The following is a 12,198-nucleotide window of genomic DNA, read 5'->3' as shown; positions in this document are numbered from 1 at the left end:
CGGGTGGATGTGGAGTGGGAGAAGTTGCGGCGGGAGTGCGTTGTCCTGGAGGACGGCGCGGTGTTGGCGTTGAACAAGCCGACCGGGATCTCCGTGACCGGGGAGCGGCATGACAGCGATATCGTCGCGGCGGCCGGGGCGGCGGGCGAGACGTTGTATCCCGTGCACCGGATCGACAAGGTGACCTCCGGGTTGGTGCTTTTCGCCAGGGAGCTCGCCGCGCACGGCGAGCTGACCAGGCAGTTCAACAAGCAGACCGCGGAGAAGGCGTACCTGGCGATCGTCGAGTCGACCGGGCTGCCCGAGCGTGGGGTGATCGACCTACCGCTCAGCGTTGGGCGGAAGAATCGGGTCCGCATCGCGGCGCAACGGGAGAGCATTCATACCGAGGCGAACCGCTGGTTCGTCGACACCACGGACCTGTTGGATACCAAGAACTATCCGTCGGTGACCCAGTTCGTGACGGTCCACCGCACCGAGGACCACACGGTGCTCGCGCTGCGGCCGATCACCGGCCGCCGCCACCAGATCCGCGTGCACCTGGCCTGGATCGGACACCCGATCGTCGGCGACCCACTGTTCGACAAATCCGGCCGCCACCCACGCGCCCACCTGCACTCATGGCAGCTCGGCCTCGCCGCATCATGGCGGACTCCCCCGCAGCTCGCGCTCGCGGCCACGCCGGGCACGGACTTCTGGGAGCCACTGCGCGCCGACCGGCTCGACACCGAGGCGATCCTCGGTGTAGCCCAGGAAATGCTGCGCGACAAGTAATTCCGTGGTCCGATACCGGCGCTTCGATTCAGTTGGGCCAGTTGGGTGAACGGCCGAGCATGGCGACGATGTCGTCCAGGATGGAGTCGCCGAACCAGCCGACTTCGGGGGCGAAGGCGGAGCCGGGAGCCAGGCGGGCTTTGCCGCGGGGGACCACTTCGGCGACGCCGAGGGCGGCCGCCAATAGATCGTCGTCGAAGCTGACTGTCCTGCCGATGGTTCGGGCGACATCCCAGGAGTGCACGACGTAGTCGATGAAGTGGAAGCTGACGGCTTGGGCGCCGGAGAATTCGAAGGCTGTGGTGAATTCCGGTAGCGGGAACTTCCGTTCGGGCACACCGTCTTCGGCGAAGGCCGCGATCACATGCTCCGCCGCTATCCGGTAGCTCTCGACCGGGTCGTCACCGAGGCGGCGCAGCTTCCACAGCGCGAGGTCGCTCTCGCCGCGCGCCGCGGCGGCAAAGCCGTAGTGCTGGGTGATCATGTGCGTCAGCAGGCCGTGCAGTGTCCAGTCGGCGCACGGTGTCGGCTTGGTGAGGTCGGCGGTGGTGACGTGCGAAACCAGTTCGATGCTGGTGCGCACCGCCTGCGCGTCGAACGCGACCAGATCAATCTCGGTGCCGATGGCATCGAGGCTGTGCAGTTCGGCGGTTCCCGAATCGGTCGTCATGCCTTGATCCTCTCCCTAATGATAAGCTCAAACCTATCATATGCACGAGCTTATGATTTGCCAAGCAGTACTTTCTATCTATGTCCGAAGCCAAGCGACCGGATCTCGCCGCGATGCTCGCGCCACTCGGCCGCGCGCTCGTCGCGGCGGAGCTGCCCGTACTCGAACGCAACGGCCTCACCATGTGGGGCTATGTGGTGTTGCTCGGGCTCGGCGACGAACCCGTCTACACGCAGTCCGCGCTGGCCAAAGCGATCCGAGCCGATAAGACCCGCATCATCGGCGTACTCGACGAGTTGCAGCGACGCGGGCTCATCCACCGTGCGCCCGATCCTGCCGACCGGCGCGCCCATCTGGTGTCGCTGACGCCCGATGGCCGGACCACCCGCGAGCGCGCACAACGCGAGATCCAAGAGCAAGAGGATCAACTGCTGACCCACTTGAGTGCGGCGGATCGGCGGGTGTTCTTACGCGCCTTACAGACGCTGGCCGCGTTGACCGCCGAGCAATGACACCGGCTGGGGCGGCGCGCCCCTGGTGAGTGGTGACACAGACCGACGATATGGTTTCGGCCGGTGGCGAGCCTCATGGCGACGCGTAATACGCAGGTCATCTAGCCTGATTACGTGCCATCAACGCGACGCGGGCACACTCTGACGCAACGGAGCGATCCCCCCAGAGAAAGCGAATGCCGATGATCCTGGTGGCTCAGGTCAGCGATACCCATTTCGATCTCGGCGCCCGCAACGTCGAACGCGTCGAGCGCGTGCTCGCGTTCATCGCCGACCTGCGACGCAGGCCGGATGCCATCCTGCTGACCGGCGACGTCACCGATTCCGGCTCGCCCGATCAGTACGCCGAGGCGCGGATGGCGCTCAAAGCCGACATTCCGGTGTACGCCATTCCCGGCAACCACGATGATCGCGCCGCCTTCCGCGCCACGCTACTGGGCGAACCGGCCTCCAACGCACCGATCAACCACGCACACCGCGTCGGCGAACTCACTGTCGCCCTGATGGATTCGAGCATCCCCGGCGAGCCGAGCGGCCGCCTGAGCGACGAGACCTACGACTGGCTGCGCGGCGTGCTCGCCGCGGCGCCTGCCGACGCGCCGGTGCTGCTCGCGCTGCACCACCCGCCCGCACATCTATTCAGTCCCGTCATCGATAAGATCTCGCTGGCCGAGCCGGACCGCCTTGCCGAAGTCGTCGCGGGCGACAAGCGCATCGTCGGCGTCGTCACCGGCCACGCCCACTCCGCGGTGGCGACGACATTCGCGGGGCGACCGCTGCTGGTGGCGCCGAGCACCGCGTCGGTACTCGGCGGCGAATGGGAACTCGAGCTCCCCGACCATGTGATGGACTACGCGCCGGATCCCGCCCTCGCCCTGCACGCCATCGACGACAACCACCGCATGACGACGCATTTCCGCAGCGTCCCGATGGGCGGCTGGATCGGCGTCCTACCCTTCTGACCCCTATCGCCGGATCGCGCGCTCGCGCCGGTAGGCGGCGGGCGTCGCACCGGTCCAGCGTTTGAAGGCGAATATGAAGGTCGACGATTCGGCGTAGCCGAGCCGGATGGCGACATCACTCACCGAAAGCGGTGTGGCGGTGAGCATTTCCTCGGCAAGGGCGCGGCGCACCTCGTCGAGGAGCGCGCGATAGCTGGTACCGGCGGCATCGAGGTGGCGACGCAGGGTGCGGGTGCTCATATTGAGATCGCGTGCGACGGTGTCGATTCCGGCAGGCGCGGCGAAACCGTCGGCACCGCCTGGCACCAGCAGCTCGCGCACCTCGGCCGCGATGCCGGTGCGAGCGCGACGTCGATCCACCAGGTCGCGGCACTGCGCCAAGCAGATCGCCCAGGTGTGCTCATTCGCTTGCGGCAGTGGCTGTTCCAGCATCACCGGGTCGATGGCGAACAGGTTGTGCACCTGCCCGAACACCGGCCGTACCCCGAGGTCCTCGGCGAGCCGGTCGGCATATGCCGGTTCGGCGAAACGGAACTCGGCGCGGGCGAGCGGCAGATTCTTGCCGAGCAGGTCGCTCATCACCTGATGCATGGCGGTCACGTCGCGTTCGACAAGGAACTGCCGCACATCGGCGGGTATCGACTCATCGTGCACCCAAGCGACGAACTCACCGGACCGCCATTCCGCGACGGGCAGGCAGAAGGTGAAGCTCAGCTCCAGATACCGCAGCGCGAAACTGATCGCCTCGCCGAGGGTCGGACTGCTGACGCAGGCGAAGCCGAAGATCCCGAAGGTGGTGATCCGATAGCGGCGACCGACCTCGATACCGAGGGCGGGACGGTCGGCAAGATCGCGCACCAGATTTCGCACCACGGCGAGTTCGATGTGTGCGTCGATCTGCGCGTCCGGGTCCCGCAGCGTCGCCTCGGTCAGCCCGGTGCCCGCGAGCATCCGCCCGGCCTGCAAGCCGTGCTCACCCGCGTAGCCGACCATCAAAACCACGCTGGCTATCCCTCGCGGAAAGTTCCAGTCGCGAATTCCCGGATCCTGCACCCGTTCCACAGTGGCCATTATGGCCGAAAATCTCGATCACCTACGCCGGATCGTCCTAGAGTGGACTCAACGCACTGCGGTAAAGGGGTGTCCTATGAATGCTGACGAACGGCCGTCGGTCATCATCATCGGGTCCGGCTTCGGTGGCATCGGAATGGCGATAGAGCTGCGACGCAACGGTTTCGACGACATCACCATCCTGGAACGTGCCGCCGATATCGGCGGTGTCTGGCGGGAGAACACCTACCCCGGCGCCGCCTGCGACGTGCCGTCCCCGCTGTACTCGTTCTCCTATGAGCCGAAGCCGGACTGGCCGCAGCGCTACTCCGGCCGGGTCGCGATCCACGACTACCTCCGCGGTGTCGCCGACCGCCACCACCTGCTGGAGCGCATCCACTTCGGCGCCGAGGTGACCGACGCCGAGTTCGACGACGCCACGGGCCGCTGGACGGTGCGCACCGCCGACGGCACCGCGAGAACCGCCGACATCCTGATCCCCGCCGTCGGTCAGCTGTCGCGCCCCGCCATGCCCGACATTCCCGGCATCGATACCTTCGCCGGTCATGCCTTCCATTCCGCCGAATGGGATCACGGCGTCGAGCTGGCCGGAAAGCGGGTGGCCTGCGTCGGGACCGGCGCGAGCGCCATCCAATACATCCCCGAGATCCAGCCGTCGGTCAGCAGCCTGACCCTGTTCCAGCGCACCCCGGCCTGGGTACTGCCCAAGTTCGACACCGACTACAAGCCGATCCAGCACAAACTGTTCGCGCGGATGCCCGGCGCACTGCTCGCCGAGCGATTCGGGTGGTGGGCCATCGCGGAGTTCGTGGCACTCGGGCTCGTCGAGTTCCCACGGATCGCCGGGTTGGTCGCCGGCATCGCCGCGCGACACCTGAAAAATCAGGTCACCGATCCGGAGCTGCGCGCCAAGCTCACCCCGGACTACCCGATCGGATGTAAGCGCGGCCTGTTCTCCAACGACTATTTCCCGGCGCTGACCCAGCCGAACGTGCGGGTGGAGACCACAGCGATCACCGAGATCACCCCCGAAGGCCCGCGCACCGCCGACGGCACGGTGCACGAAGTGGATGTGATCATCTACGGGACCGGCTTCAAGGGCACCGAATTCCTGTGGCCGATCGATATTTACGGGCGCGCGGGCCGCAAGCTCTGTGACACATGGGAGGGCGGCGCACATGCCTACTACGGGATCACCGTGCCGGACTTCCCGAATCTGTTCATGGTCTACGGCCCGAACACCAACCTCGGTGTCGGCTCGATCATCTACATGATCGAATCCCAGGCCCGCTATATCCGCAAAGTCATCGAACTGCTCGCCAGCCGCCCCGGCCACTACCTCGAGGTCCGCGCGGAGCCGGAGCAGCGGTTCAACGCGGCCCTGCAACAACGCCTGGCCAAAACCCCGTGGAACTTCTGCTCCAGCTGGTATCGCAACGCGTCGGGCCGCATCACCAACAACTGGCCGGGCACCCAGATCAGCTACCGCCGCAAGCTGCGCGAGGTGGCCGCCGCCGACTACGTCCTCACCCCCGTCGCCTGACCCTTTCACCGGCACGAAACACCTGCCGCGCGGGCACCCGCAACCCCGCCGCGACGCCCCGGCGATCGAGCCCAACCTCGGCGGGCCCGAGCGCGGCGAGGTTCGAGCAGGCAGACTTGTTGCGTGAATGATCTGCCGTCGGCCGCTGGCCCTATCGACCGCGGCCCGCTGCGCCCGATCGAATTGGCCACCGGCGCGGTGCTCGGCGGTGTCACGGTCGGGCTGGTCACCATCGGATCGGTGGTCCCGTTCGCCGCCGGATTGCAGCTGGTCGCCGCGGTGCCGCTCGGCATGCTCGCCTACCGCTTTCGGCTGCGTGCCCTGCTCACCGCGAGCGTTGCCGCCATGCTGGTCACCTTCGTAGCTGCGGGGATCGCGCCAGCCATCGGCCTGGTGAGTTCTGCCACTCTCGCGGGCATCATCGGCACGGTGAAACGGCGCGGCGGCGGGCTGGTCGCGGTGCTCGGACTCGCGGTGATCGCCGGGCTGGTATGGGCCGCCTTCGCGGTCGGAACCCTGCTGGTGTTCGCCCGGTCACGCGAGTTGCTGTTCGACGGCATCCGCAACCTCGCCCATGGTTTACAGGACCTCGCGGCTCGGGTGCCGCCACTCGAGCCGCTCGGTCGCCTGGCCGCCGACCTCACCGACACCGTGATCGCGTCGTGGTGGCTCTGGATGGCGGCGGCGGTGATCGCCGGGCTGGTGATGACCGCGGTGTTCTCCTGGTTTGTGCTCGGCTCGATCCTGGACCGACTCGCGGACCTGCCCGGCAGCGATCAGCTCGACGCGCCGCTGGATGAACGGCCCATCGCGCCGCTGCCGGTGACGCTGCGCGATGTCGCCTTCCGCTATCCGAGTGCGACGGTGGATGCACTGCACGGCATCGACCTCACCGTCGACAGCGATGAGTTCGTGGCGATCGTCGGCCACAACGGCTCCGGCAAGTCCACGCTGACCCGGTTGCTCGCCGGGCTACCGCCCACCTCGGGCACCGTGCACCGTCCCGGGTCCGCGGGCCTGGGTCACCTCGGCGGGACCGCTCTCGTCCTGCAACGGCCCGAGAGCCAGACCCTCGGCGTGCTCGTCGCCGACGACGTGGTGTGGGGCCTTTCCGAGGAACTCGCCGCGGCCGTCGAGATCGACGCTCTACTGCGCGAGGTCGGTCTCGACGGCATGGGTGACAAGGAAACCGCCACCCTCTCCGGCGGTCAGCAACAGCGGCTCGCGGTCGCCGCGGCGCTGGCACGACGCCCCGCGCTGCTCATCGCCGACGAGGCCACCGCGATGATCGATCCCGACGGCCGCAGGGACCTGGTCGCGCTGCTGGCCGGACTGCCGAAACGACACCAGATGGCGGTGGTGCTGGTGACCCACCACGAAGCCGACGCCGCGGCCGCCGATCGGGTGGTGCACCTGTCGAGCGGACGTACCGTCGAGCACCTGCCCGCCTGGCCGCGGCCGGTGCGCGATTCGCGTCGCCGCCCGATGGGCGAGGCGGTGCTGGAGCTACACGGCGTTCGGCACACCTACAACCGCGGAACACCGTGGGAGGCACCGGCATTGCACTCCGTCGACCTCTCGGTTCGCCGCGGTGAGGCGCTGCTGATTGTCGGTGGCAATGGGTCGGGCAAATCCACGCTCGCCTGGATCATGGCCGGACTGATCGAACCCAGTTCGGGCCGTTGCGAACTCGCGGGCACCCGGATCTCCAAACGGATCGGCCGAGTCGCGTTGGCGTTCCAGCATTCTCGGCTCCAGATGCAGAAGCAGACGGTCGGCACGGAGATCGCGGACTGGGGTGGCGGCGCCACCGGCTCCGGCGCGGTCGGGCGCGCATTGGACGCGGTCGGGCTCGATCGGCGACTGGCCGCGCGATCCATCGAGGAACTCAGCGGCGGACAGGCGAAGCGGGTTGTGCTCGCGGCGATCGTGGCCAGCCACCCGCAGGTGGTCGTGCTCGACGAGCCGCTGGCCGGTCTCGATCCCGAGGGTCGCGCCGATGTCGTGGAACTTCTTGCCCGCCTCCGTGATTCAGGTCTCACCTTGATCGTCATCTCACACGATATCGACGATCTGGCCGGGGTGTGCGACCGCACGGTACATCTACAGGCCGGGCGGATCCTCGGGGCCGCACCGGTACATGATCCAGCGAACGCGTCCGATGCGCCTGCGCACCAACTCGATCCACGGGCCGCCACGATGTGGCGCCTCGAGCACGGAGAGCGATGATGAGCGCAGTCCTGTTCCGCGAAGTTCCGGTGTCGAGCCCGGTGCACAGCCTTTGGGCGGGCACCAAAATGATCGCGGCGTTCCTGATCAGCCTGCTGCTGATGTTCCTGCCGTCCTGGCCGGTACTCGGTGTTCTTGTCGCTTTCCTGCTGCTGATCGGCATGGTCGCGCGGCTGCCGCTCGGCACGCTACCGCGCCTGCCGTGGTGGTTCTGGGCACTGCTCGCCGTCGGCGCGCTGATCAATGTCCCGATCGGCGCTACGGCCGTGCTGCGCTACACCCAGCTCGCGGCGTTCGCTCTGATCCTGATCGCCGCGTCGTTGATGATCGCCTGGACAACTCCGCTCGGCGATATCGCACCCGCGCTCGCCAAGCTGGCCGCGCCGCTGCGCAAACTGCGAGTGCCCGTGGATGAATGGGCCGTCGTCGTGGCGCTGACACTGCGCGGTCTTCCGCTGCTCATGGACGAGATGCGGGTGCTGCGTGCGGCACGCAAGCTGCGGCCGAAGGAAGGCATGTTGCATCGCGCCGCCGATAGTCCGCTCATCGACATCCTCACCGCCGCCATGGCCGTATCCACGCGCCGCGCAGGCGAATTGGGTGAGGCGATCACCGCTCGCGGTGGTACCGGTCAACTCACCGCGCACCCCAGCTCTCCCGGCCGCCGTGATGTGATCGCGTTGGCCATCGTTGCCGCCGTCTGCGTCGGCGCGATCGGGCTCGATCTCCTGATCTGACATCGGTGCACGTCAGGACAGCGGCAGGTCTGCTTCGCCGGGCGGCGCCGAGGGCGCGGACAACGCGTGGCAGACGCCTGATTCGACCGTGGCGGGGAGATACTGGCCGATGTGACCGACAGCGACGACAACGTTCCGGCCTGGCAGCGACGGACGGCAGGCGAGTCGCGGGTTGCGGCGACCGTCGCGGTGCTGGCGATCGTCGTGTTGCAGGTGCTACTTCCGAATCAGTTCATGCCCGAGCCCACCTGGCTGTTGGCCGCACTGGAGGTGGTTTTGCTGGGATTCCTGGTGGTGGCCGATCCAGTGCGGATCGACCGCGAGGAGACGTGGCTGCGGTGGGGCGGGCTGGCCCTCATCGGACTGTTGGCACTGGCCACCGCATGGTCGGCAAATCGGCTGGTGGTCGGGCTGATCGATGGGACGCTCAGCGACGACCCGGCAGGGCTGCTCGGCTCCGGCGGGGCGATCTGGTTGACGAATGTGGTCGTGTTCGGTTTGGGCTACTGGGAGTTCGACCGCGGCGGACCCGCCGCACGGGCACACGCGCGGCAAACGCTGCCGGACTTCCTGTTCGTGCAGATGCAGAACCCTGAACTGGCCGAGCCGGAGTGGGAGCCGCAGTTCATCGACTACCTGTACTTGGCGTACACCAACGCGACCGCGTTCAGCCCGACCGATGTGATGCCGATGTCGCGGTGGGCGAAGACGATGATGATGGCCCAGTCGGCGATTTCGCTCGTCCTGGCGGCGTTGGTCATCGCGAGGGCGATCAATGTATTGCACTAACGTGCCGTCGGTCACGCCTGGCCGTATAGCTGAGCGCTATAACGGAATTCGTGACATGAAACAGAAATGATTACCCTTAAAATATGGTTCGAAACCATCTCGTGCACGGTACGGTGATCTTCGCAGTATCTGTTTTCTAGATCACATCAAGTCTCTGCACGCGCGTTCGGGGGAAAGAAATTCGGCGTGCGTGGTGTTGGGTAGGGCTTGAAACCTGATGAAGATTGGAACAACCCCAATGATTCTCCGCAAGATCACTGCGGCCGCAATCCCGATCGTCGCCGCAGTCGCGGTCGGCGCGGGCACCTCCCACGCGCAACCGGCGGCCGCACCCGCACCCGACATCGGGTACGCGACAAAGCTGGTGGGCGACAAGGTCGTCACCACGCTTACCGAGGGGGCATTCGAGGTGACCGGCAACTCGGTCGATATCAAGGACACGACGGGCAACACGGTGGTCACGCTGCCGCTGTCGTTCCGGCAGGACGGACTCGAGTTCCCGATGCCGCACGCGGTGCACGACGAGGGACGAGTGCTCGAGCTGACCGTGGTCAAGGACTACGCACAGGCCCGCCCGGCGCCGCTGACCGCGATCGCGTCGACCACCGAGAACCAGGAGGCACAGGACACCTTCTTGGCACAGTTCGGAATCGCCACGGCGATAGGCGGTTTCGTCGGCACCGTGATCGGCGCCCTGGTCGGGCTGACCGGCATCGTCGGTGGACCGACGGTGATCGCCAGCGTCATCGCGGGGGCTGCGATCGGTGGCATCATCGGCACCATCGTGGTCGGCGGACCAGCCCTGGTGATCGCGGGCATCGACCTGGTCAGCACGCTGACCGCGCCGCCGGGAACCACGAAGTTCGCCAAGCCTGCGACATCCGTTCGCTAGCTCGAAAAATCACGGCGAAGGCGCGCACCGACTCGTTCGAGTTCGGTGCGCGCCTTGTCATTTCAGCTGCCTGCCGGACTGCCCGGCGCGGGCAGACCCAGGTGCCCGGTGAGCTCGACGGCGGCCGCGCGACCCGCACGGTTCGCGCCGATGGTGCTCGCCGATGGGCCGTAGCCGATCAGGTGCACGCGTGGATCGTTCGCGACCTGGGTGGCGAGGCGTCCGGTCATGGTGATGCCGCCGCCTGGACCGCGCAGGCGCAGCGGCGCGAGATGATCGAGTGCACTGCGGAATCCAGTGGCCCACAGGATGACCTCCGCGTGCTGGAACGATCCGTCGGCCCAGCGCACACCGTTCGATTCGATGCTCACGAACATCGGGTGCCGCTCCAAGACACCTCTGGCCTGCGCGGCACGCAGCCGGTCATCGAGCCGCAATCCGGTCACCGAGACCACCGAGCCCGGTGGCAGACCGCGCCGCACCCGGTCCTCCACCATGGCGACGGCCGTGCGGCCGTCCTCCTCCGCGAAGGGTGCTTCCCGAAACACCGGTTCCGACCTCGTGACCCAGGTGGTCGTCGTGACCTGGGAAATCTCGTCGAGCAACTGCACGCCCGAGATGCCACCGCCGACCACCACGACATGCTTGCCCGCGAATTCATCGGCGCTGTGATACTCGCGGGTGTGCAGCTGCCGCCCAGCGAAGGTCTGCGCGCCCGGGTATCGCGGGATGAACGGGCGCTCCCAGGTTCCGGTGCCGTTGATCAGCCCGCGCACCCGAATCATCCCGGCCGAGTCGGTCTCGGCGTTGAGAATTCGCGCACCCTCTCGAGCGCCGTCCATGCCCCGATCGCACACGACTTCCACCGACACCTGCCGTCGAACCCGCAGATCGAAACGCTTTTCGTAGAGCTCGTAGTAGCGCGGCACCGCAGTGGCCGCAGGCGCGGACTCCGATCCCTCCGGCAGCGTCTCGGCGAAGGACATACCCGGCAGGTCGTGCACCCGGTTAACCGTGGTCAGCGTGAGCGACGGCCAGCGAAACTGCCAGGCGCCGCCGGGCCTCGGCGCGTGATCCACGATCAGAAAGTCTCGCTCCGGACGCAATCCGAGACGCTGTAGGTGATAACCGGCCGACAACCCCGCCTGACCGGCACCGATCACCAGGATATCGAAATCAGTCGGCACAGCCGCAGATCGTATCGCTTCCCCAAGCCAGTGCCTGCTCGGTCTGTGCCGCCGACTGTGGCAGAGTTGACTGTAACCACTCGAACCGGTCAGTTGGGGAGAATGCATGCTCGGAGTCAGCCGCGATGGCGACGTTGTCACCATCGAATTGCAGCGCGAGGAGCGCCGCAATGCGCTCAACATCGAACTGGTCACACAGTTGCGCGACGCCGTGCGGACGGCGGCACAGGACGCAAGGGTCATCGTGCTGACCGGACAGGGTCCGATCTTCAGCGCGGGCGCGGATCTGTCCGGCGTCTACTCCGATGATTTCCTCGGCGGTCTGATGGACATGCTGCACACCATCGAGTCCGTTCCGGTGCCGGTCATCGCCGCGATCAACGGCGGCGCCCTCGGCGCGGGCGTGCAGATAGCACTTGCCTCCGACCTTCGCGTGCTCGAACCGGACGCCTACATCGCGATCCCCGCCGCCAAACTCGGCATCACGGTGGACCGCTGGACCGTCCGGCGACTGGCGACGCTGATCGGCGGTGGGCCAGCCCGCACCATCCTGCTCGGCGCGGAACGGGTATCGGCCGCCGACGCCTACTCCTTCGGCTTCGCCAACAAGCTCGGCACGCTCGCCGACGCCCAGGCATGGGCGAAATCGATCGCCGAGCTGGCGCCGCTGTCGCTGCGCCACATGAAGCTGGTGCTCAACGACGACGGCACCCGCGACCCCGATAACCATTTACAGCGCGCGGCCCTCGAGGCCGCGTGGACAAGCTCAGATGCCAAGGAGGGCCGCTTGGCCAGGCAAGAAAAGCGCTCCGCGAAGTTCGTTGGACGATGA

12 protein-coding genes are annotated in these 12,198 nt (G+C 67.0%); 9 read left to right on the top strand and 3 right to left on the bottom strand.

Translation table 11 applies throughout. The features are described 5' to 3' along the window. Window positions 1-3: 3 nt before the first annotated feature. On the top strand, window positions 4-774 hold the full coding sequence (locus ACLMAJ_RS31285; protein WP_412017458.1) for an RluA family pseudouridine synthase: 771 nt from the start codon (window positions 4-6) through the stop codon (window positions 772-774). A gap of 28 nt (window positions 775-802) precedes the next feature. Here the strand turns inward: ACLMAJ_RS31285 and ACLMAJ_RS31280 are convergent, their stop codons facing one another. Then, window positions 803-1,444: a TIGR03086 family metal-binding protein gene (locus tag ACLMAJ_RS31280; RefSeq protein ID WP_412017457.1), complete on the bottom strand. Its 642-nt coding sequence runs from the start codon at window positions 1,442-1,444 to the stop codon at window positions 803-805. Window positions 1,445-1,524: 80 nt separating this feature from the next. Between ACLMAJ_RS31280 and ACLMAJ_RS31275 the strand changes: the two genes are divergently transcribed. Both ACLMAJ_RS31275 and ACLMAJ_RS31270 read left to right on the top strand, forming a co-directional pair. After that, the gene (locus ACLMAJ_RS31275; protein WP_412017456.1) at window positions 1,525-1,956 is read left to right on the top strand and encodes a MarR family winged helix-turn-helix transcriptional regulator; all 432 of its coding nucleotides are present in this window, start codon (window positions 1,525-1,527) and stop codon (window positions 1,954-1,956) included. 176 nt (window positions 1,957-2,132) lie between these two features. Next, window positions 2,133-2,918, top strand: a complete 786-nt coding sequence (locus ACLMAJ_RS31270) for a metallophosphoesterase (protein ID WP_412017455.1) — start codon at window positions 2,133-2,135, stop codon at window positions 2,916-2,918. A 3-nt stretch (window positions 2,919-2,921) separates the two neighbouring features. Here the strand turns inward: ACLMAJ_RS31270 and ACLMAJ_RS31265 are convergent, their stop codons facing one another. Beyond that, window positions 2,922-3,989 (bottom strand): AraC family transcriptional regulator, encoded by a 1,068-nt coding sequence (locus tag ACLMAJ_RS31265; RefSeq protein WP_412017454.1) that lies wholly within the window; start codon window positions 3,987-3,989, stop codon window positions 2,922-2,924. Between the two features lie 76 nt (window positions 3,990-4,065). On the opposite strand from ACLMAJ_RS31265, the gene ACLMAJ_RS31260 reads away from it, so the two are divergent. The 5 genes from ACLMAJ_RS31260 (at window position 4,066) to ACLMAJ_RS31240 (ending at window position 10,179) form a co-directional block, all read left to right on the top strand. Continuing rightward, entirely contained in the window at window positions 4,066-5,532 is a 1,467-nt protein-coding gene (locus ACLMAJ_RS31260; protein ID WP_412017453.1) for a flavin-containing monooxygenase, read from the top strand. Window positions 5,533-5,655: 123 nt separating this feature from the next. Further along, window positions 5,656-7,761: an ATP-binding cassette domain-containing protein gene (locus tag ACLMAJ_RS31255; protein WP_412017452.1), complete on the top strand. Its 2,106-nt coding sequence runs from the start codon at window positions 5,656-5,658 to the stop codon at window positions 7,759-7,761. Beyond that, a complete protein-coding gene (locus ACLMAJ_RS31250; RefSeq protein ID WP_412017451.1) occupies window positions 7,761-8,498 on the top strand; it encodes an energy-coupling factor transporter transmembrane component T family protein in 738 nt (245 codons plus the stop codon). The genes ACLMAJ_RS31255 and ACLMAJ_RS31250 overlap by 1 nt, the downstream gene beginning before the upstream one ends. Window positions 8,499-8,609: 111 nt before the next feature. Next, on the top strand, window positions 8,610-9,287 hold the full coding sequence (locus tag ACLMAJ_RS31245) for a hypothetical protein (RefSeq protein WP_412017450.1): 678 nt from the start codon (window positions 8,610-8,612) through the stop codon (window positions 9,285-9,287). Window positions 9,288-9,525: 238 nt separating this feature from the next. Then, on the top strand, window positions 9,526-10,179 hold the full coding sequence (locus ACLMAJ_RS31240; protein WP_412017449.1) for a DUF8020 domain-containing protein: 654 nt from the start codon (window positions 9,526-9,528) through the stop codon (window positions 10,177-10,179). 62 nt (window positions 10,180-10,241) lie between these two features. On the opposite strand, the gene ACLMAJ_RS31235 is transcribed toward ACLMAJ_RS31240, so the two are convergent. Continuing rightward, a complete protein-coding gene (locus tag ACLMAJ_RS31235; RefSeq protein WP_412017448.1) occupies window positions 10,242-11,366 on the bottom strand; it encodes an NAD(P)-binding domain-containing protein in 1,125 nt (374 codons plus the stop codon). 106 nt (window positions 11,367-11,472) lie between these two features. Between ACLMAJ_RS31235 and ACLMAJ_RS31230 the strand changes: the two genes are divergently transcribed. Continuing rightward, complete coding sequence (locus ACLMAJ_RS31230) at window positions 11,473-12,198, top strand: enoyl-CoA hydratase (RefSeq protein ID WP_412017447.1); 726 nt, start codon at window positions 11,473-11,475, stop codon at window positions 12,196-12,198.

Origin of the sequence: Nocardia arseniciresistens, assembly GCF_046764875.1 — a bacterium.
In the GTDB taxonomy this organism is placed as follows: domain Bacteria; phylum Actinomycetota; class Actinomycetes; order Mycobacteriales; family Mycobacteriaceae; genus Nocardia; species Nocardia arseniciresistens.
Note: the sequence above shows the minus strand (reverse complement) of the source record. Positions and strands in the feature narration are given on the sequence as shown.